Consider the following 26,217-nt stretch of genomic DNA (forward strand, 5'->3'; position numbering starts at 1 on the left):
CTGATGACGCCTTCGCGGGCAAGCCTCGCTCCTACAGGGGGACGCATTCCAAATGTAGGAGCGAGGCTTGCCCGCGAAGGCAATTTCAAATGCTCCACGGAAATGAAACTTTGGCCGATGTTGCCCGCCGACCTGTCGGATCCAACTTTATAAAGGTTAGAATCGGCGCCTGTCCCAGAGTGTGTACTTATGTCCCAAGAGCTGACCACCGAACAGATCCAACAGTCCCTGCAAGGCATCAGCGTGCCGGCCCAGCCGCAGATCATGGTGGATCTGCAGATGGAGCAGTACATGCCCGACCCGGATCTGGAAGTGATCGCCAAGCTGATCTCCCAGGACCCGGGCCTCTCTGGTTCCCTGCTGAAAATCGTCAACTCACCGTATTACGGCTTGAGCAACAAGATCGCCTCGATCCAGCGTGCGGTGAATCTGCTGGGCAGCCGTTCGATCATCAACCTGATCAACGCGCAGTCGATCAAGGGTGAAATGAACGATGACACCATCGTCACCCTGAACCGTTTCTGGGACACCGCTCAAGATGTGGCGATGACCTGCCTGACCTTGGCCAAGCGCATCGGCGTCCAGGCCGGCGATGAAGCGTACGCCCTGGGCCTGTTCCACGACTGCGGCGTGCCGCTGATGCTGCAACGCTTCCCGGACTACATGACCACGCTGGAAGAAGCCTACGCCAGCGCCAGTGCCGAATGCCGGGTAGTGGACACAGAAAATCGGGTGTTCAATACCAACCATGCGGTGGTCGGTTATTACACGGCCAAATCCTGGCGCCTGCCGGAGCACGTGAGCACGGCGATCGCCAATCACCACAATGCGCTGGCGATTTTCAGCGATGAGTCCTCGCGCAATAGCCAGCTGAAAAACCTGTTGGCGATCCTGAAAATGGCCGAGCACATTTGTGCGTCCTACCGGGTACTGGGCAACCAGAACGAGGACCATGAATGGAACACCATCGCGCCGCTGGTACTCGATTACGTGGGCCTCTCGGACTACGACTTCGAAACCCTCAAACAAACGATTCGCGACCTCGGCACTCACCGCTGAGTGCCGTCAGCGCCTGATTCGAGAGCACCATGCCTGAACTGCCGGAAGTCGAAACCACCCGCCGCGGTATTGCGCCGTACCTGGAAGGCCAGCGCGTCAGCCGGGTGATCGTGCGTGACCGTCGCCTGCGCTGGCCGATCCCTGAAGACCTGGATGTGCGGCTCTCCGGCCAGCGTATCGTGCTGGTTGAGCGGCGCGCCAAGTACCTGCTGATCAACGCCGAAGTCGGCACGCTGATCAGCCACTTGGGCATGTCGGGCAATCTGCGCCTGGTGGAAGTCGGCCTGCCGGCCGCCAAGCATGAGCATGTGGATATCGAGCTGGAATCGGGCCTGGCCCTGCGTTACACGGACCCGCGACGGTTCGGCGCGATGCTCTGGAGCCTCGATCCGCTCAACCATGAATTGCTGATTCGCCTGGGGCCGGAACCGTTGACCGACCTGTTCGACGGCGAGCGCTTGTTCCAGCAGTCTCGCGGGCGTTCGATGGCAGTCAAACCGTTCATCATGGACAACGCCGTGGTGGTCGGCGTGGGCAATATCTACGCGACCGAAGCGCTGTTTGCGGCCGGTATCGACCCGCGCCGCGAGGCCAAGAGCATTTCCCGGGCGCGCTATTTGAAATTGGCGATCGAGATCAAACGCATCCTGGCCGCTGCCATCGAGCGCGGCGGTACGACGTTGCGCGACTTTATCGGCGGCGACGGTCAGCCCGGTTATTTCCAGCAGGAATTGTTCGTGTACGGCCGTGGCAGTCAGCCGTGCAAGGTCTGCGGAACAGAGCTGCGGGAAGTCAAACTCGGGCAGCGCGCCAGCGTCTTTTGCCCGCGCTGCCAGAGCTGATACTGCTGCGGTCTATAGTCAGTGTTCTCACTGCCTAGTCGAAGGACTGTGCCATGAACCTGTTCCGAACCCTTGCCGTGGTTTTAATGCTGAGTGCCGGTGCGCCAGCGCTGGCAGCAAATACCGGCAGCGGTGACCCGCGCTACACCATCCAGAATCCCCCGGCGTACGCCATGCTCGGCGACTTGCTGATTGCCCGACCCTTGCTGGTCGTGGCAACGGTGATTGGTGCGGGGGCGTTTGTGGTGTCGTTGCCGTTTACCGCGCTGGGCGGCAATGTCGGCGACGCGGGACAGGCGTTGGTGGTCGACCCGGCGAAAGCGGCGTTCGTGAGGTGTCTGGGGTGTATCGGGGAAGGGTTTGAGCAGCGGGAGTGAAGCCTAAAAGCTTCGCGGGCAAGCCTCGCTCCTACAGGTTTACGAAAATACCGCGAACCTGTAGGAGCGAGGCTTGCCCGCGAAGGCGTCCTCACAGACGCCTCATGGCTCACGCCTTACCGGTAATCTTCCGGTACTTCTCCATCAACTGCTCTTCAGTCTCCGGATGCGCTTCGTCCAGTGGAATGCAATCCACCGGGCACACCTGCTGGCACTGAGGTTCGTCGTAGTGGCCGACACACTGGGTGCACAGGTTCGGGTCGATCACGTAGATCTCTTCGCCTTGGGAAATGGCGGCGTTCGGGCACTCGGGTTCGCAGACGTCGCAGTTGATGCAATCGTCGGTGATGATCAGGGACATGCTAACTCCAGCCGGGGCGGCAGGCCCGGGCGCTAAAAACCAATGCGCAATTGTGCCGCATTGGCGCTGTAGGAGCCAGCTTGCTGGCGATGGGCGGGAGAGCGCCGCGTTCATTCAGGCAGCACTCGTCTCGTTAACATCCATCGCCAGCAAGCTGGCTCCTGCAGGTCTGGTGTTATTTTTTAAATCGAAGTGTCAGGGCGTCCGCCACCGCAGGGTGGACGAACTTGGTGATATCGCCGCCCAACGCCGCGATTTCACGGACCAGCGTCGAGGAAATGAACGAATAGCGCTCGGACGGTGTAAGAAACAGGCTTTCCACATCCGGCGCCAACTGACGGTTCATGTTGGCCAGCTGAAATTCGTATTCGAAGTCCGAGACCGCGCGCAAACCACGCAGGAACACGTTGGCATTCTTCTCTTTGGCGAAATGCGCCAACAGCGTCGAAAAGCCGACGACTTCTACGTTCGGCAGATGTTTAGTGACCTCGCGGGCCAGCTCCACACGCTGTTCCAGGGGAAACAACGGGTTTTTTTTCGGGCTGGCGGCGACGGCGATGATCACATGATCGAACAGGCGCGCGGCGCGTTCGACCAGATCGCCATGGCCCTTGGTAATAGGGTCGAAGGTACCTGGGTACAACACTCGGTTCATCGCGTCGTCCTGGCGGGAGTCCGTTGGGGAGTCGGATGGTATCGCAGCCTTCCCGGTCGGCCAAGTCGCCTGTTGGGTAAGAAAGCACTATAGACGATAGGAATATTCGCTCTTTTCATGGGTTTTTCAAACGTTCGGCCAACGAAGTCGCCAGTTGCGCCGTCAGCCCGTAGACCGACAATTGCGGGTTTGCACCAATGCTGGTGGGGAACAGCGAGCCGTCGTGGATCGACAGGTTGCTGAGCTGATGATGCCGGCCGAGGCTGTCGGTCACGGCGTTTTTCGGGTCTTCGCCCATGGCGCAACCGCCCATCACATGGGCACTGCCCAAGCGTGTGCGATACAACTCAAGGCTCAGGCCGTCGATCAGCGTGCGCGCCTCGGCCAGGGTTTTCACATAGCGCGCATCGGCGTGCATCGGCATCACGGCGTTGGCGCCGCCGGCGAACTGGATCTCGGCCATGCTGTGGAAGGCGCGGCGCAAGCCGTCCCAGGCGTAGGGTGAAACCTGATAATCGAGCACGGGCGTGTTGTCGCCGCGCAATTCGACGCTGCCACCGGGGCTGTCCGGGTGAAAGCCATCGCGCAGTAACGCCAGCATGGCGTGGGTATGCGGCAGGTTTTCCATGTGTCGGGCGCTTTCCTGGCCAAAACCGCCGAGCAATGTGGCCGCCAGCGCCGGGTGCAGGGGCGGCACTTCGAGTTTGTAGGCCATCGGTCCGGTGGTGCCGTTCTGCCATTGAAAATGGTCGGAATAGATCGACTGCGGCGCGCCGTAGAACGGGTTGATCACCTCGTCGAACAGCCCGGCCGACATGTTCACTAAATGCAGGAAGGTGCGCTTGCCCAAACGTTTGTGCGGATCGGGCGCGTCGGAACGCAACAGCAACGCGGGGCTGTTGATGCCGCCGCCGGCCAGCACGTAATGCCGCGCCTTGACCGTGATTGTCTTGCCCGTGGGGGCGACGCAGCGATCATCCATCGCCACACATTGCAGGCCGGTGACCTTGCCGTCCTTGATCATCAGTTTCTCGGCGCGGGCCAGGTAAAGAAGCTCGCCACCCTTTTCCAGGGTCGCTGGAATCGTCGTGACCATCATCGATTGCTTGGCGTTGGTCGGGCAGCCCATGCCGCAGTAGCCAAGGTTCCAGCAGCCGCGCACGTTGCGCGGGATCACGTGCCAGCTGTAGCCGAGCTGCTCGCAGCCTTTGCGAATCACGTCGTTGTTGGCGTTCGGCGGGACCATCCAGGGTGCGACGCCCAGACGTTGCTCCATTTTCTCGAACCAAGGCGCCATCTCGGCCGGGCTGTGGCCTTTGACGTTGTGCTCCCGGGCCCAGTGTTCGAGTGTCGGCTCCGGCGTGCGGAAACTCGAGGTCCAGTTGATCAGCGTGGTGCCGCCCACCGCGCGACCCTGAAGGATGGTGATCGCGCCGTCCTTGCTCATGCGGCCGATGCCTTCCTGATAGAGGCTGGTGTAGGCCTGGTCTTCAAGCATCTTGAAATCGCTGCTGGTCTTGAGCGGGCCTTCTTCGATCAACAGCACCTTGTAGCCGGCGGCGCTGAGGATTTCAGCGGTGGTGCCGCCGCCCGCGCCGCTGCCGATGATCGCCACGTCCGCTTCGAGGGTCAGGTCCTGGGTCAGTTGCGAGCCGTTGTGGGTTTTCCAGCCACGGGCCATGCCTTCGCGGAACGGATCGGGTACGGGCATATTCGGGTTCTCTTGTTTTTATATTGAGAAATGTGTCGTTCATCAGGCCGCCTTCGTGGGCAAGCCTCGCTCCTACAGGGGGCGCGCGATCCCTGTAGGAGCGAGGCTTGCCCGCGAAGGGGCCAACTCGGTCTCAAACCGTAGGCGGCCCGGGATACCCACAATGCGCCCACGACTCAGCCCGGCTGTACCACGCCATCATCACCAGTTGCAGCAACGAGCTATGCCCCATGCGCAACAGACTCAACGAGCTGTTTTCCCAGCGATCAAGAAAGTGCCGGATCTCATCGGCGCTGGCGTTTTCCCAACTGCCCCAGATCCCGGTCAGCGGCCCGCGAGTCACGGCCATCCCCAGCACATCGAACAATTGCTGAGTGAGCTTGAGCATTTCCGGCGACAGGTGATTGAGGCCGTTATCCAGGCAGTGCAGGGTCTGGTCGAGTGCCATCGGCATTTTCCCGGCGACCACGGCGCCATCGAGCATCACCGGAATCAGCGCCCGTAAAAACAATAGATCGCCGCTGCGCAGGATCGCGAAACCGCTGGCCGGGATGCTCGACGAGCACCCGCTGAGGCTCGCGCCGAGTCCGGCCGTGGCCAGAAACGCGCTTGCGCCAAGGCTGAATTTAAGCAGGCCACGCCGTGACAGCGCGGGTGTATCGGACAGGCTTGGGCTCATTATTGTTATTACCCGGCGGTGAAGGTCGTTAGCGGATAAACAGCTTCTGGATCAGTTTCTGAATGGTTTTTCCGTACGGCGGGTAGATCAGTTTCGCCGCGTTGAAACGCTGTTTGATCAGCACACCTTTGGCCTTGCTGAACGTCAGGAAACCTTCGTGGCCGTGGTAATGGCCCATGCCCGAGGGGCCGATGCCACCGAAGGGCATGTCGTCCTGCGCGACGTGCAGCAACGTGTCGTTCAGGCACACGCCTCCGGAATGGGTCTCGTGCAGGACGCGGTTTTGTTCGCGCTTGTCGTAGCCGAAGTAATACAGCGCCAACGGACGAGGTCGCTGGTTGATGTAGGCAAACGCTTCATCCAGATCCTTGTACGGAACGATCGGCAGCAGCGGACCGAAGATTTCGTCCTGCATCACCATCATCTCGTCGGTGACGTTCAGCAGCAGGCTGTGGCTCATGCGCCGGCCCTGGCCCTGGTCGAACAGCGGAATCAGCAGCGCGCCCTTGCTGGTGGCGTCGCTGATGTAGCCGTTGAGCCGGGCCAGTTGTCGGTCATTGATGATCGCGGTGTAGTCCGGGTTGTCAGCCAGTGTCGGATAAAACCCGCGAACCGCCTGACGGTAGGCTTCGACGAAAGAACCCACGCGGTCTTCCGGCACCATTACGTAGTCCGGGGCGACGCAGGTTTGCCCGGCGTTGAGCGTCTTGCCGAACGCAATGCGTTCGGCGGCGTCTTTCAACGGCACATCACGAGAGACGATGGCCGGGGACTTGCCGCCCAGTTCCAGCGTTACCGGCGTCAGGTTCTCGGCCGCCGCGCGCATCACGTGTTTGCCGATGCTGGTGGCGCCGGTGAACAGCAAGTGATCGAAACGCAGGCGGGAGAACGCCACGCCGATATCGGCCTCGCCGAGCACCACGCAAACCAGGTCTTCGGGGAAGATCCGGCCCAGCAATTCCTTGAGCAGCAGACCGGTGGCAGGGGTCGATTCGCTGAGTTTGAGCATCACCCGATTGCCCGCCGACAACGCGCCAACCAAAGGGCCGATGGCCAGAAACAGCGGGTAGTTCCACGGCACGATCACCCCGACCACGCCCAGCGGCTGATAAACGACTTTCGCCGAGGCCGGCTGAAAGGCCACGCCGACCTTGCGTCGCGAGGGTTTCATCCAGCCTTTGAGGTGCTGGCTGGCATAGTGAATGCCGTGCAGGCTGGGCATCAGTTCGGCGAGCAGGGTTTCATCGGCGCTGCGGTGGCTGAAGTCCTGGCTGATCGCATCGATCAGGGCCTGACGTTCATTGCTCAACAAATCGCGCAGGGCTTTGAGCCATTGAAGTCGCTGGGCGGCGGGCGGCATCGGGTTGGCGGCATAGGCTGCGCGCTGATCGTCGAAGCGGTTTTGAAGTTCCTCCAGGGGCTGCTGCAGCTTCTGCAGGTAGGCGATGTCAGCAGTCATGGTCGGCTCCGGATTTATTGTAGTGAAGAACTTTTTAGAGTCTATGCTCTATAAAGTCAAATGAGATCCTGACATCGCGTTGTTTTATCCGCTCGCGGTTAGGTCGTAAGATGCCCCTCAACGCACTCTGAATTAAAGCTCAAGCCATGGCCCCTCGGATCAAAACCAGCGAGCGCATCGTGCAGAACAGCCTGGAGCTGTTCAACCAGCAGGGTGAGCGCAGCATCAGCACCAACCACATTGCTGCCCACATGGACATTTCTCCGGGCAACCTCTACTACCACTTCCCCAACAAGCAGGCGATCATCGCCGTGCTGTTCAGTGAGTACGAAAGCCTGGTGGACAGCTTCCTGCGCCCGCCCCAGGGGCGCGCCGCGACGGTTGAAGACAAGCGCTTCTACCTTCAGGAGTTGCTGGCGGCGATGTGGCGCTACCGGTTTTTGCATCGTGATCTCGAGCACTTGCTCGACAGCGATCCGGAGCTCGCCGCCCGTTATCGGCGCTTTTCCCAGCGCTGCCTGATCTATGGCACGCACATCTACGCGGGATTCGTCGAGGCCGGCATCCTGTCCATGGATAAGGTGCAGATTGAATCCCTGACGCTCAATGCGTGGATCATCCTCACGTCCTGGGTGCGTTTCCTGTGCACCACGCGGGAAAATTCCAATCACCTGAGCGAGCAGGCGATCAAACGCGGCGTGTATCAGGTGCTGGTGCTGGAGGCCGGTTTTGTCACCGATCAGTCTCGCGATGCGGTGAACGCGCTGTACGAGGAGTTTTACGTGCCGCTGGCCCAGGCGCTGGAAGAAGTGCAGTAGGATTCAAAATCGACCATCTCACAGGAGCCCGTTATGCCCATTGCGCAACTGATCAGCCCGCAAGCACTGGACCTGAAAAAGGACCAGCCGGGGTTGGTGATTCTTGATTGTCGTTTTGCCCTCGAAGACCCGGACTACGGCCAGCGCAGCTATGCCGAAGGGCACATCGCCGGGTCGAGCTTCGCTGATCTTGAGCGTGATTTGAGCGGAGCGGTGGTCAAGGGCGTGACCGGGCGCCATCCGTTGCCGCAACCTGCGGACTTGATCGAACGCCTGCAAGCCTGGGGCATCAATGCCGACAGCGATGTGGTTTTGTATGACGACGGCCCCGGTGCCTACGCGGCGCGGGCGTGGTGGTTGCTGGCCTGGCTGGGCAAGCGTGACGGCGTGTTTATCCTCGATGGCGGGCTCAAGGCCTGGCACGCGGCGGGTTTGCCCTTGAGCCTTGATGCGCCCGGTATTGAACGTGGCACCTTCGCGGGAACGCCGGACAATACGCTGCTGTTGAACGCCGAACAGCTTCAGCACCGTCTCGGCCAGCCCGATTTGACCTTGCTCGATGCCCGCGCCTTGCCGCGCTTCAAGGGTGAAGTGGAGCCGATCGACCCGATTGCCGGGCACATTCCCGGCGCGCAATGTGCGGCGTTCACCGATAACCTTGGCAGCGACGGGCGTTTTCTGCCGGCCGATCAGCTCAAGCAGCGCTTTGCCGCGAAACTCGGTCAACGTTCGCCGACCGATCTGGTGGCGTATTGCGGTTCCGGCGTGACGGCGTGCCATAACCTGTTCGCCTTGTGCCTCGCGGGATATCCGTTGGGTTCGTTGTATGCCGGTTCGTGGAGCGAATGGATCAACGACCCCGCGCGTGGCATCGCCACCGGCGAATAAACACAAATCCCCTGTAGGAGCCGGCTTGCTGGCGATGAACGATGACGCGGTCTGCCTGAAATACCGCGGCGCTTCTATCGCCAGCAAGCTGGCTCCTACAGGAGTGCTCTGCGATACGCCCCCGGCCCCACTCCGTAAACCTGCTTGAACTGTCGACTCAGATGACTCTGGTCGGCAAACCCCAGTTGCGTCGCCACTTCCAACGGCAAACAGCCGCCCTGCAACAACGCCCGCGCCCGAGCGATGCGCTGCTGCATCAACCAGGTGTGCGGTGGCATGCCGGTGGCGCTACGGAATACCCGGGCGAAATGAAAGGGCGACAGATTGACCGCTGCCGCGAGTTCTTCCAGCGACGGCGGCGCCGCCAATTGCGCTTGCAGCAGTTCCTTGGCCTGCGTCACCGCCCGGTGTTCCTTGCCGGGTTTGCCGGCATCCGGAACGGCGGCGTGACGTTGCAGCAGCGACAACATCAACTCTCGCCAGGCAGTCTGCTGTTGCAGGGCGGTGGAGGGCGTTTCAAGCAAACGATGCAGTTGGCAGAAGCCCTTCACCAGGTCCGGATCGCGATACAGCGTGGCGCCAAATGCCGGCAGGTTATGGGTCGGCAGTTCCAGCTCATCGAGCAGTGACAGAATCTGCCCGCTGTCGGGATAAAACGCCCGGTACAACCAGCCGTCTTCCGTGCCTTTGTGGCCGGTGTGCAACTCGTCGGGGTTGATCAAAACGAGCGTGCCGCTGCCCGCCAGGTGTTCGGCGCCGCGATAGCGGTAACGCTGGGCGCCGGCCATGATCATGCCGATCACGTAACCGTCATGCACGTGCGGGGCAAAACGGTGTTCGATGTAGCGTGCGGACAACAACTCGACCCCGGCCAAAGGCGCCGTTTGCCAGAAACGGATCGACTCGCCCTGATCGATGTCCATCGGTTTACCCGCGACCTGCAGCGGCCAGCCACTGCGGGATGCGCCGTTCCAGGTAATAACCCGGCTGCCGGAACGAGCCATCGACGAAGCCGACATGCCCACCCTTGGCTTGCAGTTCGAATTGAGTGCTGGCGGACAGTTCCTCGGCCTGCGGCAGGCTGTGCGGAAATACAAACGGGTCGTCGGCGGCCTGAATGATCAGCGTCGGCGTGCGGATTTCGCCCAGAAAGTAGCGGCTAGAGGCGCGGCGATAGTAATCCTGCGCATCGGTGAAACCGTGTAGTGGCGCGGTCACCCGGCCATCGAAATCCCAGAACGTGCGCATGTTTTCCAGCGAACCCAGCGCGGCCAATTCCGCCAGACCATCCTCGCGCCCGTCATGCTGGAACTGCCGCTGCTTGTTCTTGATGTAGGCGACCATCTCGCGCATGAAGTGCGCCTGGTACACCTTCGAAAAACCCTGGCCGATGCGGTCGGCGCACTGATCGAGCCGAAACGGCACCGACACCGCCACGGCGCCGAGCACGCCACTGTCGCTGCCGGTTTCACCCAAGTGTTTGAGCAAAACGTTGCCGCCGAGGGAATAACCGACCGCATACAGCGGCGCGAGCGGCCGTTTGGCCCGCAGGTGCTTGATGGTTTCGGCCAAATCTTCACTGGCGCCGGAATGGTAGCTGCGCGGCAACAGATTCGGTTCACCCGAGCAGCCGCGCCAGTTCAGCGCGACGCTGGCCCAGCCTTGGGCGCCCAAGGCTTTTTGCACGCCGGCCACGTAAGGCGAATTGGAAGAGCCGGTCAGACCATGCAGCACCAGCACCAGCGGTGCATCGGCGCTGTGCGGGCCGTGCCAGTCCAGGTCAAGAAAGTCGCCATCTTCGAGCCACAAGCGTTCGCGTTCGCGCTCGATGTGCGTGGTTTTGCGCCAAAGCGGTCCCCACAAGGTCTGCAAGTGCGGGTTGCCCAGGCCGAAGGCAGGGGTGAAGCGTTCTGACGGAAAAGACACGATTGCTCTCGATGCAGCGGTGCGCAACCTGTGCGCACCTTTTCAGGCCGGTCGGTTAACCGGCGATCTCTGCCATACGTTGCCACAACGAGTAGTGCATCTGCCCGAATTTCTATCGGTGCTGCCTCATCTCAAGCAGGCAATGGCTAATCTATCCGATGATGTCGCCAACCGATCCGGAGCTTTTTACTGTTCCATGGGGAAAATATAACCAACTGTGGCACGCTCACGGATCAGGTAGGTCTGGGCGGCTTTCTGGATATCATCCGGGGTGACACTCTCCAGTTGCGCGATCTCAAGATCTATCAATTCCCACGGCAATCCGTTTGCAACTAAAAGTCCAATAATTTCCGACTGTCCAGAGAGTGTGTCGTTGATGTTTTTTTGTTCATTGCTGGCGTTTTCGATTGCTGCCACAAGTTCGGCCTGGGAGAACGGCGTGCGCTTAACGTCCTCCAACAACGCCCAGAAATGAGCTTCCGCTTCGCCTGGATCTCCCTCGAAATGAAAAGCAAGGCTTAGGCGGGTATCACCCCGATTGAATCGAGGCATGTTAGAGGCGGGTGGAGAAAGATGTGCCCCCGTGAACGCCGGGTCGAGGTGAGCGGAACTCAGTACTTGCAACGCCCTGAGGGAATGCGGTTCGGTTGTGGTCACTAAACTCGGTACGTTGAAGATGATCAACATCAGGGGGCGTTTAGTATCCAGGTGCTGTGTTATTTGGCGATATCCGGGTTCTGACGGCCCAAGGATAAAGGGACGGTCTGGTACATCGCTTTGGGCAATGTCCCCGAAATAGTGCTCGGCAAGGCGTTTGACCTCGTCTGGTTCGACGTCTCCCGCCACAACCAGAACTGCATTGTTTGGCCCATACCAGGTTTTTTGCCAATGCCGGATTTTTTCCAGGTTTAAACGTTCAAGGCTTGCGGTCATACCCTCGGGTGACTGGTAGTAGCTCGACCCTGTTTCTATTAATGCTTCCAGTTCCGGGCTGAATAAAGTGGCTGAAATGAACGAAGACTTTTCTTTGCTTTTGAGAATACTGTCATCCCAGTGACGACGGAATACTTCGTCTGATGGCTCTTTTTTCATCACCGTGGACTGGAGTACAAAAGCCGTTTCAAGTTGTCCACGCGGCATCTGTAGCTCAATGCAAGTGCTGTCTTGTGCAGCGTAGTTAAAGTAGTCGCCGCCCACTTCCTCCACAAGGCTATGGTCATAGTCATCGACGAGTGCATTCATAACGATAGAGCTAATATCTTGCTCATCAGGATGCTCATAGCTGGACCCGACTTTGTAGAGTAGCGTCGAGTAGAATTCGGCTTTGCGATGATCTTCGCGCACGATAACCCTCAAGCCATTATCAAGCGTGAAATCATGAGTCGGGCGGGATGGGGTTTCTTTGGTTGATGCATTCATCCGTCAACAATCCTTTGCGTCCATGCGAGTTATTTCGCACGTTCACAATGGGTTAACGCAGTAGAACCCTGCTACATGGAATGTGTTGCCGTTTGAAAAACAAGCGGAGTGGGTAACAGGATGGGCAACTTGCCCATCCCGGTGATTTTTAAGAAGGTGTTTCTATGCTTCGTTGCCACAACGAATAGTAGACGCGCCCGGATTTCTGCTCACGGTGCAGGCGCCAGTTGGCCGGCAGGCCAAGCGTCGAGGGGGCGGTTTCGCTTTCGGTGTACACCCACGCGTCGTCCGCCAGCCATTGGCGCTCTTCGAGCAGGGTGCATACGGTCGGCAACAGGTTCTGGTTGAACGGCGGGTCGAGGAACACCAGGTCGTAAGCCACTGCTGGCTGGGTTTCCAGATAGCGCAAGGCGTCGGCAGTCTGAACCTGGCCGGTGGTGCAACGCAGCGTGCCCAGATGTTCCTTCAGGCTGGACACCGCGATATTGCTCGCGTCCAGCGCCTGGCCCATGGCTGCGCCACGGGACAAGGCTTCAAGAAACAGCGCGCCGCTACCGGCGAACGGGTCGAGCACCTTGGCCCCGGCCACATACGGCGCGAGCCAGTTAAACAGGGTTTCACGCACCCGGTCCGGGGTCGGGCGCAGGCCCGGCGCGTCAGGGAAGCTCAACTTTCGGCTGCGCCATTCGCCGCCGATGATGCGCAGTTGGTTCACGCCGTTGTGCACGTTATGAACAGGTTTTTTTGGACGGGAAGTGGCCATTAATGCTCCGGAACCCCGAGCGGCTGCTCGGCAGGTTTATCAGTAGGGGCCGGTAACGGCTTTTGCGGCACGGTCGGGCCAGCGCTGACGATGACCATTTTATCCGTGCTCAGGTGTTTGTTCAGTGCGGTTTTGACTTGTTCCACAGTCAGGCTCTGGGACTGCTGCATGAAGTCCTCCAGATAGCTCAACGGCAGATTGTAGAAACCCATCGCGCCGAGCTGGCCGACGATATCGGCGTTGCTGGCGGTGGACAGCGGGAAGCTGCCGGCCAGTTCACGCTTGGCGTCGTCGAGTTCTTTTTCGGTCGGGCCGGTTTTAAGGTAGTCGGCGAGCACGTCTTGCACCAGTTTCAGCGTGCCTTCGCTCATCTCTGCGCGGGTTTGCAGGTTGATCATGAACGGGCCGCGCGCCTGCATCGGGGTGAAGCCCGAATACACGCCGTACGTCAGGCCGCGCTTCTCGCGCACTTCACTCATCAAGCGGGTGCCGAAGCCACCGCCGCCGAGGATCTGGTTGCCCATGGACAGGGCTGCATAATCCGGGTCGTCACGGTCGATGCCCAGTTGCGCGAGCATCAGGTTGGTCTGCTTGGACGGGAACTCGATGTGGCCGATGCTGGCTTTCGGTTCTTCAGGCTGCGGCAGTTTCGCCAGTGCCGGGCCTTTTGGCAGCGCACTGGAGACTTGCGCAGCAATCGCCTCGGCTTCGGCGCGGGACAGGTCCCCCACCAGCGCTATCACCACGTTGCCGGCGGCGTAGGCTTTTTCATGGAACGTCTTCAACTGAGCCAGGGTGATGGCTGGTACGGTTTTCGCCGTGCCATCGCTGGAATGCGCGTACGGGTGATCGCCGTACAAGCGGTTCATCAGCTCGATACTGGCCAGTTTGCCGGGGTTCTGTTTCTGGTATTCGAAGCCGGCGAGCATCTGGTTCTTGATGCGCGCAAACGAATCGGCGGGGAAGGTCGGTTTGCCGACAACTTCAGAGAACAGCTTCAACGCAGGCTCGCGTTTGTCGGCGGCACTGAGGCTGCGCAGCGATGCCAGCGCCATGTCCTTGAACGCACCGTTGCCAAAGTCGGCGCCCAGGCCTTCGAAGCCCTGAGCGATAGCGCCGACATCTTTGCCGGCCACGCCTTCGTTGAGCATCGCATTGGTCAGTACCGCCAGGCCCGGCGCATCGCCGTCCTGGCTGCTGCCGGCGGCGAAGATCAGGCGCATGTCGAACATCGGCAACTCGCGGGCTTCAACGAACAACACCTTGGCGCCTTCGGCGGTGTTCCAGGTTTGCACGTTGAGCGAGCGGCGGCTCGGTGCCTTGCCGTCGAGTTCGGCCAGCGATTGCAGTTTCTGGCTGGACTTGGCCTTGTCGAGGGCTTCGCTGGCGTTGGAGTGGTCGGTCTTCAGGAAATAGAAGGCAGCGGAGCCAATCAATGCGACAGCGACCAGGCCGATCAGGGCCAGACGTGGTTTTTTACGCTCACTCATGAGTCGTCTCCAGTGGCAGGACATGGGCGACGCTGAGACGTTCGCGGGTGAAATACAGCTTGGCGGCTTTCTGGATGTCTTCTGGCGTGACGCTTTCCAGTTCGGCCAGTTCGGTGTCCATCAGCTTCCAGGACAGGCCGACGGTTTCCAGTTGGCCGATAGCGGTGGCCTGGCTGGTGATCGAATCGCGCTCGTAAACCAGGCCAGCGATCACTTGAGCCCGCACCCGCTCTAGCTCTTCGGCGGACGGCGCGGTGGTTTTCAGCTGTTCGAGCAGCTTCCACAAACCGGCCTCGGCCTGGGCCATGGTTTTGTTTTTCTGGGTGTTCGGCGATGCCGACAGGGTGAACAGGCTGTCGCCGCGGGTGTAGGCGTCGTAGCTCGACGAACCGCCGGACACCAGCTCTTCGCCGCGCTCCAGTTGCGTCGGGATGCGCCCGCTGTAGCCGCCGTCGAGCAGGGCCGAGATCAGGCGCAAGGCGTTGACCGAACGCTTGTCTTCGGCGGTGGCGATGCTTGGCACGTTGAAGCCCAGCATCAGGCTCGGCAGTTGGGTCTGCACGTGCAGCGTAATCTGCCGTTCGCCGGGCTCGGCCAGTTCCATCGGTTTCTTCGCCGGCGGCACATCACGCTTGGCGATTGGACCGAAGTAGCGCTGGGCCAGGGTTTTCACTTCGTCCGGCGTCACGTCGCCGACCACCACCAGCGTGGCGTTGTTCGGCACGTACCAGGATTGGTACCAGTGGCGCAGCTCTTCGACTTTCATGCGGTCCAGGTCAGCCATCCAGCCGATGGTCGGCGTGTGGTAACCGCTGGCCGGGTAGGCCATGGCCTTGAAGCGTTCGTAGGCCTTGGACATCGGCTTGTCGTCGGTGCGCAGGCGACGTTCTTCTTTAATGACTTCGATCTCGCGGGCGAACTCGTCGGCCGGCAGGCGCAGGCTGGCCATGCGGTCGGCTTCGAGCTCGAAGGCCACGCCCAGACGGTCGCGAGCCAGCACCTGGTAATAAGCGGTGAAGTCGTCGCTGGTGAACGCATTCTCTTCGGCGCCGAGGTCCCGCAGGATCAGCGAGGCTTCGCCGGGACCGACTTTCTCGCTGCCCTTGAACATCATGTGTTCCAGGGCGTGGGACAAACCGGTCTGCCCCGGCGTCTCGTAGCTGGACCCGACCTTGTACCAGACCTGGGAAACCACCACCGGCGCGCGATGGTCTTCGCGCACGATGACCTTCAGGCCATTGTCGAGGGTGAATTCGTGGGTGGGTTGCGGATCGGCAGCAAAGACTGAAAGTGGCAGACAAACTGTGCTGAGCAGCAGGCCTGCAGCGCGGCGGGCTAGAGCATTCATTCGTTTTTAAACCTGTTGAGCTGCCCGCTTGGTCTTAGCGTCGGCGGGCGAGAGGGTGCTAGGATACTGATCCGTTTTACTGGCGGCCACGCCTATCAGGCCTTTGCGTTTGATCAGGTTGTATGGGTTTGCGGCAGAAGGTTGGAATTTATCAACTAAACTCTGCTTTTTCGCCGATTTTGCCGCGTTAGTCCTTCGTGAAATCGTTTCCGTGAGGTGCCACTTGCACCTCTACAAAATGTTGCGCGTGAACAAGCTGGGTCAATCGCAGTCTGTTCTGCATCGAATATTTATTTGCCGAGGCGCCCTTTGGCGCGTCGCTACCGTGAGATAGCCGTCCTCCATGTTTGGTTCCAACGACGACAAGAAAGCCCCAGCTGCGGCTGGCGAGAAGAAAAGCCTGTTCGGATGGCTGCGCAAAAAGCCGCAGGAAACCGTCGTCGAACAGCCACAGCCCATTCCTGAGCCAGTACCTGCGCCGGTAATAGATGAAGCGCCGGCGCCGGTTGTCCTGCCGATCTCCGAGCCGGTGCATCAACCGGTGGTTGAGGCGCAACCTGACGTCGTGGCTGAACAGCCGCTGACGCCTGCCGCCGAGCCGTGGCTGACCTTGCCGGTAGCGGAAGAGCCGGTATCGTTGGTCGAAGACGAGCTGGCGCCGCACATTACGCCGCCGATTCCTGCACCGAGCGCGTTTTCTCCTGCGCCCGTTCAGGTGCCAGTGATTGAGCCAGTTGTTGTGGCCGAACCTGCGCCGGTTATTCCTGAGCCTGTGATTCCAGCCTTTGTTGCGCCGGCTGCTCCAGTTGTTCAAGCACCAGTGCCTGCGCCGGTCGCCGCCCCTGTTACCGCCGCGCCCGTCGTGCCGGTCGAAACACCCGTCGAGCCTGTGCGTACCGAAGAAACCAAAGCCGGTTTCTTCGCCCGCCTCAAGCAAGGCCTGTCCAAGACCAGCGCCAGCATCGGCGAAGGCATGGCGAGCCTGTTCCTTGGCAAGAAAATCATCGATGACGAGCTGCTCGAAGACATCGAAACCCGTTTGCTGACCGCCGACGTGGGCGTTGAAGCGACTTCGGTGATCATCCAGCGCCTGACCCAAAAGGTTGCCCGCAAAGAGCTGGCCGATGCCGACGCGCTGTACAAGTCCTTGCAGGCGGAACTGGCGGCGATGCTCAAGCCGGTCGAGCAACCCCTGAAAATCACCTCGCAGAACAAGCCGTTCGTGATCCTGGTCGTTGGCGTCAATGGCGCCGGCAAGACCACCACCATCGGCAAGCTGGCGAAAAAGCTGCAACTCGAAGGCAAGAAAGTCATGCTCGCAGCGGGCGACACCTTCCGCGCCGCCGCAGTCGAGCAATTGCAGGTCTGGGGCGAGCGCAACAAGATTCCGGTGATCGCCCAGCACACCGGCGCCGACTCGGCTTCGGTGATCTTCGACGCCGTGCAAGCCGCCAAGGCCCGTGGCATTGACGTGTTGATCGCCGACACCGCCGGTCGCCTGCACACCAAAGACAATTTGATGGAAGAGTTGAAGAAGGTTCGCCGGGTCATCGGCAAGCTCGACGCCGACGCGCCGCACGAAGTGCTGCTGGTGCTCGATGCCGGCACCGGGCAGAACGCCATCAACCAGGCCAAGCAATTCAACCAGACCGTCGAACTGACCGGCCTGGCGCTGACCAAGCTCGACGGCACCGCCAAGGGCGGGGTGATTTTCGCCCTGGCCAAGCAGTTCGGCCTGCCGATTCGTTACATCGGCGTCGGTGAAGGCATCGATGACTTGCGTACCTTTGAAGCAGAACCCTTTGTCCAGGCACTGTTTGCCGAGCGGGAGCGTTCATGATTCGTTTCGAACAGGTCGGTAAACGCTACCCGAACGGTCACGTCGGCTTGCATGAGCTGAGCTTTCGAGTCCGTCGGGGCGAATTCTTGTTTGTAACCGGCCATTCCGGCGCCGGTAAAAGCACCTTGTTGCGCCTGCTGCTGGCCATGGAGCGTCCGACCACCGGCAAATTGCTGCTGGCCGGTCAGGACCTCGGCACCATCAGCAACGCGCAGATTCCTTACCTGCGTCGGCAGATCGGCGTGGTGTTCCAGAATCACCAGTTGCTGTTCGATCGCACGGTGTTCAACAACGTGGCCCTGCCGTTGCAGATTCTTGGTTTGTCCAAGGCCGAAATCGCCAAGCGTGTGGATTCGGCACTGGAGCGCGTGGCGCTGTCGGACAAAACCGATCTGTACCCCGGCGACCTGTCCACCGGCCAGCAACAGCGCGTCGGTATCGCCCGCGCCATCGTTCACCGCCCGGCCTTGCTGCTGGCGGATGAACCGACCGGTAACCTCGACCCGCGCCTGGCGGCCGAGATCATGGGCGTGTTCGAAGACATCAACCGTCTGGGCACCAGCGTGCTGATCGCCAGTCACGACCTGGCCCTGATCGCCCGTATGCGTCACCGCATGCTGACTCTGCAACGCGGCCGATTGATCGGTGATGGGGAGGCTGGGGAATGAGTGCGACACGCAGCCCTAAAGTTTCCGAACGCGTGGCGCCGAAAGCCGCCGATCCGCAACCGCAGAAGAAAAAACACGACGATGACGACGGTCCGGACTTCGCCACGCTGTTCCGCGCCTGGATAGAAAGCCATCGCGCCAGTCTGCTGGACAGTCTGCGGCGCCTGGGCAAGCATCCCATCGGCAGTTTCTTCACCTGCATGGTGATGGCGGTTGCCCTGAGTTTGCCGATGGGCCTGTCACTTTTGCTAAGTAACGTCGAACGTCTCGGCGGTTCCTGGCAGCGCGCGGCACAGATTTCCCTGTACCTGCAACTTGAGGTCAGCCCGGCTGAAGGCGAATCATTGCGCGATCAGATCAAAGGCATTCGGGGCGTAGCTGATGCCGAATATGTCGGTCGTGATCAGGCGCTGGAAGAGTTTCAGCAGCAGTCCGGCCTGGGCGAAGCGTTGAAGGAACTGCCGGAAAACCCGCTGCCAGGCGTGGTGCTGGTGACCCCGAACGAAGTCGACAAGCCCGCGCTTGAAGCATTACGACAAAAACTTTCCGAGCTGCCGAAGGTACAACAGGCGCAACTTGATCTAGTCTGGGTCGAGCGTCTGGCAGCCATCCTCAAGCTGGGTGACCGTTTTGTCTTCGGTCTGACCGTGCTTCTGATTTCTGCATTACTTTTGGTGATAGGCAATACCATTCGTCTTCATATTGAAAACCGCCGCACAGAGATAGAAGTGATTAAACTCGTCGGCGGCACTGACAGCTATGTGCGCAGGCCCTTTCTATATATGGGCGCGTTGTATGGCTTCGGTGCGGGGATACTTTCCTGGGGCGTATTGGCGTTTGGCCTGAACTGGCTGAACGAGGCAGTGGTTGGACTGGCCGGTTTGTATGGCAGTAATTTTGCGCTGGCCGGAGTGCCAGTTGCCGACGGTCTGTCTCTCTTGCTTGGCGCGGTGCTGTTAGGGTATATCGGTGCATGGATTGCAGTCGCACGCCACCTGAGGGAGCTTGCGCCTAAGTAGTATCATTTTGCTCGTATTGACCTTTCAGCGTTTATGGGAACTTGTCTTTTGGTTTCCGGTCAATTTTCGCAGTGCTGAACTGCACGAGTTTGTAAGACGGAGGTTTTTTCGTATGACCAATTCTTTGCAACCTGCATATGCTCTGGTCCCGGGTGCGAACCTGGAGGCCTACGTGCACACCGTGAACAGCATTCCATTGCTGACGCCGGAGCAGGAGCGTGAACTGGCCGAGAGTCTCTACTATGAGCAGGATTTGGGGGCGGCTCGGCAGATGGTGCTCGCCCACCTGCGTTTTGTCGTACATATCGCCCGTAGCTATTCCGGCTACGGTCTGGCTCAGGCTGACCTGATCCAGGAAGGTAACGTCGGTCTGATGAAGGCCGTGAAGCGCTTCAACCCGGAAATGGGTGTGCGTCTGGTTTCGTTCGCTGTGCACTGGATCAAGGCGGAAATTCACGAGTTCATCCTGCGCAACTGGCGCATTGTGAAAGTCGCGACCACCAAGGCCCAGCGCAAGCTGTTCTTCAACCTGCGCAGCCAGAAGAAACGTCTGGCGTGGCTGAACAACGAGGAAGTCCATCGTGTGGCGGAAAGCCTCGGCGTAGAGCCGCGGGAAGTGCGCGAGATGGAAAGTCGACTGACCGGCCATGACATGGCCTTCGACCCGGCCGCAGAAGCGGACGACGACAGCGCTTTCCAGTCGCCGGCCAACTATCTGGAAGACCACCGGTACGACCCGGCCCGTCAACTGGAAGACGCCGACTGGAGCGACAGCTCCAATCACAACCTGCACGAAGCGCTGGAAGTGCTGGACGACCGCAGCCGTGACATCCTTTATCAGCGCTGGTTGGCTGAAGAGAAAGCCACGCTGCACGACCTGGCGCAGAAGTACAACGTGTCGGCCGAGCGTATTCGTCAGCTCGAGAAGAGCGCGATGAACAAGCTCAAGCTGTCGATCGCCGCCTAAGCTGCGTGAAGGCAATAAAAAACGCCCCGATCATTGATCGGGGCGTTTTTGTTTGTATCGAGTACGCATAACCCCCTGTAGGAGCGAGGCTTGCCCGCGAAGGGGCCGTACCAGTCACTATCATCATCGACTGACACACCGCCTTCGCGGGCAAGCCTCGCTCCTACAGGGATAGCGTCAATCACTGGGCCCAAGGCGCCCGGCGTGAATCGTTGAGCCCCAGCAGATAACTGTCGCCACCCAGCTGGCTCATCTGCTGCCGAATCCACCCGGCGCGACGTGCGACGTAATTCGTCGGGTGACTCGCGCTCCACACCCGTGGGTTAGGCAATACAGCCGCCAGATAACTGGCCTGCTGCCGGGACAGCGACTTGGCGCTTACACCAAAGTGATGGCGAGCCGCCGCTTCCGCGCCAAACACCCCGTCATCCCACTCGACGCTGTTCAGGTACACCTCAAGAATCCGCTGCTTGGGCCAGAACACTTCGATCAGCCCGGTAAACCAGGCTTCCAGACCTTTGCGCAGCCAGCTACGGCCGGACCATAAAAACAGGTTTTTCGACACTTGCTGGCTCAAGGTGCTGGCGCCGCGAACCGAACCCCCCAGCTCGTTGTGCGCCAGGGCTGCGCGGATCGCGCCGAGGTCAAAACCCCAGTGCTCCGGGAATTTCTGATCCTCACCGGCAATCACCGCGACTTTAAGGTCGTCGGAGATTTCATCCCAGGGTTTCCAGGTGCGTTGCAGGTCGATGGGCTCGCCGTCGAACCAGGATTCGATCTTGCGCTCGACCATCAGCGTCGTGCCCGGTGGCGGCACCACGCGGAAAATCAGCACCAGCAATACGCTGCCGCCCGCGAACCAGAGCACGGCCTTTGTAAATCGTCGTAAAAATAAACGCAGCATAGAGATGGCTTGGCCGAACCCATTGAGCGGGCCATTATACAGACCCTGTTGATCGAGTCTGACTGGAGTTCTTCATGCTGCGTGGCTTTCTGATGCTGGCCGCTTTCTTCGGCTTCACCGGCGTTGCCCTTGGCGCATTCGCCGCCCACGGCTTGAAAAGCCGCCTGACGCCTGAATACCTGACGATTTTCCACACTGGCGTCACCTACCAATTGGTGCACACCTTGGCATTGCTGGGTGTCGCACTGCTTGCCACGCAGATTCAGGGTCGTTTGATCACGTGGGCCGGCGCCTCTTTCGCCATTGGCATCCTGCTGTTTTCCGGCAGTTTGTACCTGTTGACCCTGACCGGTATCAGCAAGCTCGGAATCATCACGCCCTTCGGCGGCCTGGCATTCCTGATCGGTTGGCTCTGTCTGGGCCTTGCCGCCTGGCGGTTGAGCTGACCGGGTGGTCCATTTCATGACGAATGGCTTGGGTCGCCAAGACTGATCGGGCTAGAATGCCAGCCCCTAAAAATGATGGCGGCATCCGGCATGCGCATTCAGTTGAACGGCGAATCCCTTGAACTGCCCGACGGTGAAACCGTTGCGGCCCTGCTGACCCGTCTGGAACTGACCGGACGCCGGGTAGCGGTCGAACTCAATCTGGATATCGTCCCGCGCAGCCAGCATGCGGACACCACATTGAACGACGGCGATTCAGTCGAAGTGGTACACGCCATCGGCGGCGGCTAGTCGCCCGGCCCGCAAGGGCACAGAATTCTGCAAGAACCTCACCCCTACAGAGGATTTCCCATGAGCATCGTTCGTAGCGACAAGCCCTTCGTCCTGGCCGGTCGTACTTACCAGTCGCGTTTGCTGGTAGGCACCGGCAAGTACCGTGACATGGAAGAAACCCGACTGGCCATCGAGGCCTCGGGTGCCGAGATCGTCACCTTCGCCGTGCGCCGCACCAACCTCGGCCAGACCCCGGGCGAACCGAACCTGCTCGAAGTCCTGTCGCCGGATCGCTACACCTTCCTGCCTAACACCGCCGGTTGCTTCGACGCTACCGAGGCTGTGCGCACTTGCCGCCTGGCCCGTGAGCTGCTCGGTGGTCACAATCTGGTGAAGCTGGAAGTGCTGGCGGACCAGAAAACCCTGTTCCCCAACGTGATCGAAACCCTCAAGGCCGCCGAAGTGCTGGTCAAGGAAGGCTTCGACGTGATGGTCTACACCAGCGATGACCCGATCATCGCCCGTCAACTGGCGGAAATCGGCTGCATTGCGGTCATGCCGCTGGCCGGTCTGATCGGCACGGGCCTGGGGATCTGCAACCCGTACAACCTGCAGATCATCCTCGAAGAGGCCAAGATTCCCGTGCTGGTGGATGCCGGTGTCGGTACCGCTTCCGACGCCACCATCGCCATGGAGCTGGGTTGCGAGGCGGTGCTGATGAACTCGGCCATCGCCCATGCCCAGCAGCCGATCATGATGGCTGAAGCCATGAAACACGCCATCGTTGCAGGCCGCCTGGCCTACCTCGCCGGCCGCATGCCGAAAAAACTCTATGCCAGCGCCTCTTCGCCGCTGGATGGTCTGATCAAGTAAGAGCCATTGATGACTGAATCAAACGACACGCCAATCCAGACGGAAGAAGGCGACGAGCGCCAACACCGCCGCATCAAGAGTTTCGTGATGCGCGCCGGGCGCATGACCGAAGGCCAGCAAAAAGGTCTGGAGCAGGGCACGCCGCTGTTTGTGCTGCCATTGGCCGACGCGCCGGTGGACTTCGACCAGGTGTTCGGTCGCTCGGCACCGCGTTCGCTGGAAATCGGTTTCGGCATGGGCCATTCGCTGCTGGAAATGGCCGCCGCTTCGCCGGAACAGGATTTCATTGGCGTGGAAGTGCACCGTCCGGGTGTGGGCGCGCTGCTCAATGGCGTGCTGACTCAGGGCCTGACCAACCTGCGGGTCTACGATTGCGACGCGATCGAAGTGCTCAACCGTTGCGTGGCCGACAACAGCCTCGATCGCCTGATGCTGTTTTTCCCGGACCCATGGCACAAGAGCCGCCACCACAAGCGTCGTATCGTTCAGGCGTCGTTCGCTGAACTGGTGCGCAGTAAGTTGAAGGTCGGCGGTATTCTGCACATGGCCACCGACTGGGAACCGTACGCTGAATACATGCTGGAAGTGATGAACGTTGCGCCGGGTTATCGCAACCTGGCCGAAGACGGCAAGTGCGTGCCACGCCCGGCCGAGCGCCCGATCACCAAGTTCGAACGCCGTGGCGAACGTCTTGGGCATGGCGTGTGGGACCTGAAGTTCGAAAAGCAGTCCTAAGCCCTACGCTATAAACCTGTAGGAGCCGGCTTGCTGGCGATGGAGTGTCAGACATATCAATGTTGACTGACACACCATCGCCAGCAAGCCTTGCTCCTACAGGTTTTTTTGTGTTCGGAAATCAGCGGCGGTCGGCGACGACGCCAATCAGCACCAACACCACCAACAACACCGGCGCCAGGCTGTAGTTGTTGAACTGGCTCAAACCACGAACGATCCACGGTGTGGCGTAGATCAGCGCGGCACCGCTGCCGATCATGCACACCAGCGCGAGCAACGGGACGCGCAAAGCGCCGGCGATGCTACCCAGGCGTTGATCGATCCAGGCTTTGATGTCCGCGCCGAACAGCACCAGCAAACAGCCCACCAGCGCCAGAGAGATTTCCGACAGGTTGCTGCGGCTCCAGCGGGAGACGGTGGCGAGCAGGTCGAGTATCAAATCCATTCGTTTTCCCTTACGGCTGAAATCAGCTCAGAAATGTTTGCAGCAAGTCATTGAGGAACAATTGCCCGCGCTCGGTGGCCGCCAGGCGTGACGGTTCGACCTGCAACAGGCCGCTTTGTTCGGCTTCGCGGCGGCCTTCGGCGAGGCTTTCCAGGCTCAGCCCGGTGCGCTCTGGATACAGCCGCGATTCCACGCCATCAGTCAGGCGCAAAGCGTTCATCAGGAAATCGAACGGCAGTTCATCGTTGGTCAGCGCTTTCTCGCCAGCCTTGAAGCTTTTCGCCGGGTTCAGGTAATCCTTCGGCAGGCGCGTCTTCCAGGTGCGTACGATACGCCCGTCCGGATGACTGAGCTTGCCGTGGGCGCCGGCACCGATGCCGATGAAGTCGCCGAAGCTCCAGTAATTGAGGTTATGCCGCGCCGGACGACCGGGCAGGGCATACGCCGAGACTTCGTATTGTGCGTAACCGTGCTCGGCGAGCAGCGCCTGGCCGGCCTCTTGAATGTCCCACAGCGTGTCGTCTTCCGGCAGCAGAGGCGGCTGGTTCCAGAACACCGTGTTCGGCTCCAGCGTCAGCTGATACCAGGACAAGTGGGTCGGCTTCAGGGCGATGGCCTGGCGCAGATCGCTCAAGGCGTCGTCCAGCGACTGATCGGGCAAACCGTGCATCAAGTCCAGGTTGAAGTTATCGAACCCGGCCTGGCGCGCCATGCCGGCGGCACGCACCGCTTCATCGCCGTTGTGAATCCGCCCCAGAGCCTTGAGTTTCTCTTCCTGAAAGCTCTGGATGCCGATCGATAGCCGATTGATGCCCAGCGCGCGGTAGGCGACGAACTTCTCTTGCTCGAACGTGCCCGGATTGGCCTCCAGGGTGATTTCAATGTCGCTGGCAAACGGAATCCGTTGCTCGACGCCTTTGAGCAAACGGCCCAAGGCTTCGGCGCTGAACAGGCTCGGCGTGCCACCACCAAAGAAGATCGAGCTCAACTCGCGGCCGTAAACCGCGTGCAAATCCTGATCGAGGTCCGCCAGCAAGGCGTCGACGTACTCTTCTTCCGGCAGCACGGGGCTTGCGGTGTGGGAGTTGAAGTCGCAATAAGGGCATTTGCGCACACACCACGGGATGTGGATGTACAGCGCCAGGGGCGGCAGCACGGGAAGCGCGGCCCGAGGCGATTGTGCGCCGCCGCCGTAGATCAGCGGTGACGCGGATGATTCACGGGTCATTTCAAGCCCAGACGCTGGCGCAGCAGATCCATTGCACGGGCGCGGTGGCTGATGAGGTTCTTGTCGCTCGGGCTCAGCTCGGCGCTGGAGCAATCGCGCTCGGGCACCCAGAACAGCGGATCGTAACCGAAACCGTGCTCGCCACTGGCTTGGGTCAGGATGCGCCCATGCCACAGCCCTTCGCAGAGGATCGGCAGCGGATCATCAGCGTGACGCACCAGCGCCAGCACGCAGACGAACTGCGCGCCACGCTCGGCTTGCGGCACGTCTTTCAAGGCATCGAGCAGTTTGGCGTTGTTCGCCGCATCGCCTTTGCCGTCAGCGTAACGAGCCGAGTAGATCCCCGGCGCGCCGCCAAGGAAATCCACCGCCAGCCCGGAATCGTCGGCCAGCGCCGGCAGGCCGGAAATGCGCGCGGCATTGCGGGCCTTGAGAATGGCGTTCTCGACGAACGACAGACCGGTTTCTTCAGGCTCGACGCTGCTGAACTCGCCGATCGAGCGCAGGTGCACCGAGTCGCCGAGCATGGCCTGGAGTTCCTTGAGTTTGCCGGCGTTGTGGCTGGCCAGTACGAGTTGCGTGAAATTCATCATTGGCCGGGGAAAAGCTCTTGTTGGAAACTGATGGTGTTGGTTTTGTCGCCGGTCTGCACTTTGATATCGAAGGTGCGGACTTCCTGCTGCTCCACAGGGTATTGCGCAATGTAGTAGATCGCGCCTTGTTCGGTGATCTGTTTGAATTTCAGTGGCACGGTCTGGCTGGTCAGGTCTTTGACCGAGCCGCTCACCTGGGCCATCAGTGGCTTGCCTTCCTTGATAACCGAAATGTTGATCACGCCCTGGTTCTTGCTGCGGATCAGTTCGGCGGACTTGGCAATGTCCGGTGTCAGGAATGTGGAGTTGAAGGTGTTGTAATGCACCGTCACGTCACCGAAGGTTTCCTTGCGCTCGCCCTTGATGACGTCGGCGGCCATGGCGGTAACGCTCAGGCAGGCAGTAAGTAGAAATAACGCTAGACGACCCAT

Annotated in this window: 29 protein-coding genes; 13 read left to right on the forward strand and 16 right to left on the reverse strand. The window is 60.2% G+C overall.

All coding sequences use genetic code 11. The annotated features are described in order from the left end of the window. Positions 1–243: 243 nt before the first annotated feature. Genes KGA97_RS04230 through KGA97_RS04240 form a run of 3 tightly spaced genes read left to right on the forward strand, consistent with a single transcriptional unit; the run spans position 244 to position 2,278 of the window. Positions 244–1,059 carry an HDOD domain-containing protein gene (locus KGA97_RS04230; protein ID WP_207284943.1) on the forward strand — a complete coding sequence of 272 codons (816 nt, stop codon included), beginning with the start codon at positions 244–246 and terminating at the stop codon, positions 1,057–1,059. Positions 1,060–1,088: 29 nt separating this feature from the next. Then, entirely contained in the window at positions 1,089–1,901 is an 813-nt protein-coding gene (gene mutM, locus KGA97_RS04235; protein ID WP_008026119.1) for a bifunctional DNA-formamidopyrimidine glycosylase/DNA-(apurinic or apyrimidinic site) lyase, read from the forward strand. 53 nt (positions 1,902–1,954) lie between these two features. After that, the gene (locus KGA97_RS04240; RefSeq protein ID WP_223480253.1) at positions 1,955–2,278 is read left to right on the forward strand and encodes a multidrug transporter; all 324 of its coding nucleotides are present in this window, start codon (positions 1,955–1,957) and stop codon (positions 2,276–2,278) included. Positions 2,279–2,387: 109 nt separating this feature from the next. Here the strand turns inward: KGA97_RS04240 and KGA97_RS04245 are convergent, their stop codons facing one another. The 5 genes from KGA97_RS04245 to KGA97_RS04265 form a co-directional block, all read right to left on the reverse strand. After that, positions 2,388–2,639 (reverse strand): YfhL family 4Fe-4S dicluster ferredoxin, encoded by a 252-nt coding sequence (locus KGA97_RS04245; RefSeq protein WP_003195146.1) that lies wholly within the window; start codon positions 2,637–2,639, stop codon positions 2,388–2,390. A 175-nt stretch (positions 2,640–2,814) separates the two neighbouring features. Further along, positions 2,815–3,294: a pantetheine-phosphate adenylyltransferase gene (gene coaD / locus KGA97_RS04250; RefSeq protein ID WP_003177462.1), complete on the reverse strand. Its 480-nt coding sequence runs from the start codon at positions 3,292–3,294 to the stop codon at positions 2,815–2,817. 115 nt (positions 3,295–3,409) lie between these two features. Continuing rightward, the gene (locus tag KGA97_RS04255) at positions 3,410–5,005 is read right to left on the reverse strand and encodes a GMC family oxidoreductase (RefSeq protein WP_192227537.1); all 1,596 of its coding nucleotides are present in this window, start codon (positions 5,003–5,005) and stop codon (positions 3,410–3,412) included. A 133-nt stretch (positions 5,006–5,138) separates the two neighbouring features. Beyond that, positions 5,139–5,684 carry a twin-arginine translocation pathway signal protein gene (locus tag KGA97_RS04260; RefSeq protein ID WP_192227538.1) on the reverse strand — a complete coding sequence of 182 codons (546 nt, stop codon included), beginning with the start codon at positions 5,682–5,684 and terminating at the stop codon, positions 5,139–5,141. Between the two features lie 28 nt (positions 5,685–5,712). Beyond that, positions 5,713–7,143, reverse strand: coding sequence for a coniferyl aldehyde dehydrogenase (locus KGA97_RS04265; RefSeq protein ID WP_008040788.1), 1,431 nt, complete (start codon positions 7,141–7,143; stop codon positions 5,713–5,715). A 146-nt stretch (positions 7,144–7,289) separates the two neighbouring features. On the opposite strand from KGA97_RS04265, the gene KGA97_RS04270 reads away from it, so the two are divergent. Both KGA97_RS04270 and KGA97_RS04275 read left to right on the forward strand, forming a co-directional pair. Beyond that, positions 7,290–7,961, forward strand: a complete 672-nt coding sequence (locus tag KGA97_RS04270; protein ID WP_008026133.1) for a TetR/AcrR family transcriptional regulator — start codon at positions 7,290–7,292, stop codon at positions 7,959–7,961. A gap of 33 nt (positions 7,962–7,994) precedes the next feature. Further along, positions 7,995–8,849: a sulfurtransferase gene (locus tag KGA97_RS04275; protein ID WP_008026135.1), complete on the forward strand. Its 855-nt coding sequence runs from the start codon at positions 7,995–7,997 to the stop codon at positions 8,847–8,849. A 95-nt stretch (positions 8,850–8,944) separates the two neighbouring features. Here KGA97_RS04275 and KGA97_RS04280 read toward each other — a convergent pair whose 3' ends face one another. The 6 genes from KGA97_RS04280 to KGA97_RS04305 all read right to left on the reverse strand — a co-directional run bounded on the left by KGA97_RS04280 (position 8,945) and on the right by KGA97_RS04305 (position 15,795). Continuing rightward, on the reverse strand, positions 8,945–9,772 hold the full coding sequence (locus KGA97_RS04280) for an AraC family transcriptional regulator (protein ID WP_223480254.1): 828 nt from the start codon (positions 9,770–9,772) through the stop codon (positions 8,945–8,947). A 4-nt stretch (positions 9,773–9,776) separates the two neighbouring features. Next, positions 9,777–10,775, reverse strand: a complete 999-nt coding sequence (locus tag KGA97_RS04285; protein WP_223480255.1) for a hydrolase — start codon at positions 10,773–10,775, stop codon at positions 9,777–9,779. A 186-nt stretch (positions 10,776–10,961) separates the two neighbouring features. After that, complete coding sequence (locus KGA97_RS04290; RefSeq protein ID WP_207284880.1) at positions 10,962–12,194, reverse strand: M16 family metallopeptidase; 1,233 nt, start codon at positions 12,192–12,194, stop codon at positions 10,962–10,964. A gap of 148 nt (positions 12,195–12,342) precedes the next feature. Then, complete coding sequence (gene rsmD, locus KGA97_RS04295; RefSeq protein WP_008040791.1) at positions 12,343–12,957, reverse strand: 16S rRNA (guanine(966)-N(2))-methyltransferase RsmD; 615 nt, start codon at positions 12,955–12,957, stop codon at positions 12,343–12,345. Next, the gene (locus tag KGA97_RS04300; RefSeq protein ID WP_223480256.1) at positions 12,957–14,447 is read right to left on the reverse strand and encodes a M16 family metallopeptidase; all 1,491 of its coding nucleotides are present in this window, start codon (positions 14,445–14,447) and stop codon (positions 12,957–12,959) included. The genes rsmD and KGA97_RS04300 overlap by 1 nt, the downstream gene beginning before the upstream one ends. Beyond that, a complete protein-coding gene (locus tag KGA97_RS04305) occupies positions 14,440–15,795 on the reverse strand; it encodes a M16 family metallopeptidase (protein WP_008026145.1) in 1,356 nt (451 codons plus the stop codon). Before KGA97_RS04305 ends, KGA97_RS04300 begins: the two co-directional genes overlap by 8 nt. A 343-nt stretch (positions 15,796–16,138) precedes the next feature. Between KGA97_RS04305 and ftsY the strand changes: the two genes are divergently transcribed. The 4 genes from ftsY to rpoH all read left to right on the forward strand — a co-directional run bounded on the left by ftsY (position 16,139) and on the right by rpoH (position 20,289). Continuing rightward, entirely contained in the window at positions 16,139–17,635 is a 1,497-nt protein-coding gene (gene ftsY / locus KGA97_RS04310) for a signal recognition particle-docking protein FtsY (protein ID WP_223480257.1), read from the forward strand. Then, complete coding sequence (gene ftsE / locus KGA97_RS04315; protein WP_008026149.1) at positions 17,632–18,303, forward strand: cell division ATP-binding protein FtsE; 672 nt, start codon at positions 17,632–17,634, stop codon at positions 18,301–18,303. The genes ftsY and ftsE overlap by 4 nt, the downstream gene beginning before the upstream one ends. Beyond that, positions 18,300–19,322, forward strand: coding sequence for a permease-like cell division protein FtsX (ftsX, locus tag KGA97_RS04320; RefSeq protein ID WP_008026150.1), 1,023 nt, complete (start codon positions 18,300–18,302; stop codon positions 19,320–19,322). Before ftsE ends, ftsX begins: the two co-directional genes overlap by 4 nt. 112 nt (positions 19,323–19,434) lie before the next feature. After that, positions 19,435–20,289, forward strand: a complete 855-nt coding sequence (gene rpoH / locus KGA97_RS04325; RefSeq protein ID WP_223480258.1) for an RNA polymerase sigma factor RpoH — start codon at positions 19,435–19,437, stop codon at positions 20,287–20,289. 181 nt (positions 20,290–20,470) lie between these two features. Here the strand turns inward: rpoH and mtgA are convergent, their stop codons facing one another. Beyond that, positions 20,471–21,193, reverse strand: coding sequence for a monofunctional biosynthetic peptidoglycan transglycosylase (gene mtgA / locus KGA97_RS04330; protein ID WP_008026152.1), 723 nt, complete (start codon positions 21,191–21,193; stop codon positions 20,471–20,473). A 74-nt stretch (positions 21,194–21,267) separates the two neighbouring features. Between mtgA and KGA97_RS04335 the strand changes: the two genes are divergently transcribed. The 4 genes from KGA97_RS04335 to trmB all read left to right on the forward strand — a co-directional run bounded on the left by KGA97_RS04335 (position 21,268) and on the right by trmB (position 23,520). Next, positions 21,268–21,639, forward strand: a complete 372-nt coding sequence (locus KGA97_RS04335) for a DUF423 domain-containing protein (RefSeq protein ID WP_223434048.1) — start codon at positions 21,268–21,270, stop codon at positions 21,637–21,639. Positions 21,640–21,729: 90 nt separating this feature from the next. Then, on the forward strand, positions 21,730–21,930 hold the full coding sequence (gene thiS / locus KGA97_RS04340; protein ID WP_008026157.1) for a sulfur carrier protein ThiS: 201 nt from the start codon (positions 21,730–21,732) through the stop codon (positions 21,928–21,930). Positions 21,931–21,990: 60 nt separating this feature from the next. Beyond that, on the forward strand, positions 21,991–22,785 hold the full coding sequence (locus KGA97_RS04345) for a thiazole synthase (RefSeq protein ID WP_008036703.1): 795 nt from the start codon (positions 21,991–21,993) through the stop codon (positions 22,783–22,785). Positions 22,786–22,794: 9 nt separating this feature from the next. Further along, complete coding sequence (trmB, locus tag KGA97_RS04350) at positions 22,795–23,520, forward strand: tRNA (guanosine(46)-N7)-methyltransferase TrmB (protein WP_008026161.1); 726 nt, start codon at positions 22,795–22,797, stop codon at positions 23,518–23,520. Between the two features lie 121 nt (positions 23,521–23,641). On the opposite strand, the gene KGA97_RS04355 is transcribed toward trmB, so the two are convergent. The 4 genes from KGA97_RS04355 to KGA97_RS04370 are packed head-to-tail and all read right to left on the reverse strand — an operon-like array spanning position 23,642 to position 26,217. Next, positions 23,642–23,965, reverse strand: coding sequence for a DUF3392 domain-containing protein (locus KGA97_RS04355; RefSeq protein ID WP_008026163.1), 324 nt, complete (start codon positions 23,963–23,965; stop codon positions 23,642–23,644). A gap of 22 nt (positions 23,966–23,987) precedes the next feature. Continuing rightward, positions 23,988–25,193: a radical SAM family heme chaperone HemW gene (gene hemW, locus KGA97_RS04360; protein WP_223480259.1), complete on the reverse strand. Its 1,206-nt coding sequence runs from the start codon at positions 25,191–25,193 to the stop codon at positions 23,988–23,990. Then, complete coding sequence (gene rdgB / locus KGA97_RS04365; protein WP_008036695.1) at positions 25,190–25,786, reverse strand: RdgB/HAM1 family non-canonical purine NTP pyrophosphatase; 597 nt, start codon at positions 25,784–25,786, stop codon at positions 25,190–25,192. Before rdgB ends, hemW begins: the two co-directional genes overlap by 4 nt. Then, the gene (locus KGA97_RS04370; protein ID WP_008036694.1) at positions 25,783–26,217 is read right to left on the reverse strand and encodes a DUF4426 domain-containing protein; all 435 of its coding nucleotides are present in this window, start codon (positions 26,215–26,217) and stop codon (positions 25,783–25,785) included. Before KGA97_RS04370 ends, rdgB begins: the two co-directional genes overlap by 4 nt.

It is taken from the genome of Pseudomonas sp. BF-B-15 (genome assembly GCF_019946675.1).
Lineage (GTDB): Bacteria > Pseudomonadota > Gammaproteobacteria > Pseudomonadales > Pseudomonadaceae > Aquipseudomonas > Aquipseudomonas migulae.

Excerpts from the sequence above, each read along its gene's own strand:
- KGA97_RS04300 (WP_223480256.1), bottom strand. The coding sequence starts at position 14,447 with ATGAGTGAGCGTAAAAAACCACGTCTGGCCCTGATCGGCCTGGTCGCT.
- coaD (WP_003177462.1), bottom strand. The coding sequence starts at position 3,294 with ATGAACCGAGTGTTGTACCCAGGTACCTTCGACCCTATTACCAAGGGC.
- KGA97_RS04345 (WP_008036703.1), top strand. The coding sequence starts at position 21,991 with ATGAGCATCGTTCGTAGCGACAAGCCCTTCGTCCTGGCCGGTCGTACT.
- KGA97_RS04335 (WP_223434048.1), top strand. The coding sequence starts at position 21,268 with ATGCTGCGTGGCTTTCTGATGCTGGCCGCTTTCTTCGGCTTCACCGGC.
- KGA97_RS04270 (WP_008026133.1), top strand. The coding sequence starts at position 7,290 with ATGGCCCCTCGGATCAAAACCAGCGAGCGCATCGTGCAGAACAGCCTG.
- KGA97_RS04240 (WP_223480253.1), top strand. The coding sequence starts at position 1,955 with ATGAACCTGTTCCGAACCCTTGCCGTGGTTTTAATGCTGAGTGCCGGT.
- rpoH (WP_223480258.1), top strand. The coding sequence starts at position 19,435 with ATGACCAATTCTTTGCAACCTGCATATGCTCTGGTCCCGGGTGCGAAC.
- KGA97_RS04290 (WP_207284880.1), bottom strand. The coding sequence starts at position 12,194 with ATGAATGCATCAACCAAAGAAACCCCATCCCGCCCGACTCATGATTTC.
- KGA97_RS04260 (WP_192227538.1), bottom strand. The coding sequence starts at position 5,684 with ATGAGCCCAAGCCTGTCCGATACACCCGCGCTGTCACGGCGTGGCCTG.
- KGA97_RS04265 (WP_008040788.1), bottom strand. The coding sequence starts at position 7,143 with ATGACTGCTGACATCGCCTACCTGCAGAAGCTGCAGCAGCCCCTGGAG.
- KGA97_RS04305 (WP_008026145.1), bottom strand. The coding sequence starts at position 15,795 with ATGAATGCTCTAGCCCGCCGCGCTGCAGGCCTGCTGCTCAGCACAGTT.
- rsmD (WP_008040791.1), bottom strand. The coding sequence starts at position 12,957 with ATGGCCACTTCCCGTCCAAAAAAACCTGTTCATAACGTGCACAACGGC.
- KGA97_RS04245 (WP_003195146.1), bottom strand. The coding sequence starts at position 2,639 with ATGTCCCTGATCATCACCGACGATTGCATCAACTGCGACGTCTGCGAA.
- KGA97_RS04275 (WP_008026135.1), top strand. The coding sequence starts at position 7,995 with ATGCCCATTGCGCAACTGATCAGCCCGCAAGCACTGGACCTGAAAAAG.
- KGA97_RS04370 (WP_008036694.1), bottom strand. The coding sequence starts at position 26,217 with ATGGGTCGTCTAGCGTTATTTCTACTTACTGCCTGCCTGAGCGTTACC.
- rdgB (WP_008036695.1), bottom strand. The coding sequence starts at position 25,786 with ATGATGAATTTCACGCAACTCGTACTGGCCAGCCACAACGCCGGCAAA.
- mtgA (WP_008026152.1), bottom strand. The coding sequence starts at position 21,193 with ATGCTGCGTTTATTTTTACGACGATTTACAAAGGCCGTGCTCTGGTTC.
- mutM (WP_008026119.1), top strand. The coding sequence starts at position 1,089 with ATGCCTGAACTGCCGGAAGTCGAAACCACCCGCCGCGGTATTGCGCCG.
- ftsE (WP_008026149.1), top strand. The coding sequence starts at position 17,632 with ATGATTCGTTTCGAACAGGTCGGTAAACGCTACCCGAACGGTCACGTC.
- KGA97_RS04280 (WP_223480254.1), bottom strand. The coding sequence starts at position 9,772 with ATGGACATCGATCAGGGCGAGTCGATCCGTTTCTGGCAAACGGCGCCT.
- ftsY (WP_223480257.1), top strand. The coding sequence starts at position 16,139 with ATGTTTGGTTCCAACGACGACAAGAAAGCCCCAGCTGCGGCTGGCGAG.
- hemW (WP_223480259.1), bottom strand. The coding sequence starts at position 25,193 with ATGACCCGTGAATCATCCGCGTCACCGCTGATCTACGGCGGCGGCGCA.
- KGA97_RS04355 (WP_008026163.1), bottom strand. The coding sequence starts at position 23,965 with ATGGATTTGATACTCGACCTGCTCGCCACCGTCTCCCGCTGGAGCCGC.
- KGA97_RS04255 (WP_192227537.1), bottom strand. The coding sequence starts at position 5,005 with ATGCCCGTACCCGATCCGTTCCGCGAAGGCATGGCCCGTGGCTGGAAA.
- trmB (WP_008026161.1), top strand. The coding sequence starts at position 22,795 with ATGACTGAATCAAACGACACGCCAATCCAGACGGAAGAAGGCGACGAG.
- thiS (WP_008026157.1), top strand. The coding sequence starts at position 21,730 with ATGCGCATTCAGTTGAACGGCGAATCCCTTGAACTGCCCGACGGTGAA.
- ftsX (WP_008026150.1), top strand. The coding sequence starts at position 18,300 with ATGAGTGCGACACGCAGCCCTAAAGTTTCCGAACGCGTGGCGCCGAAA.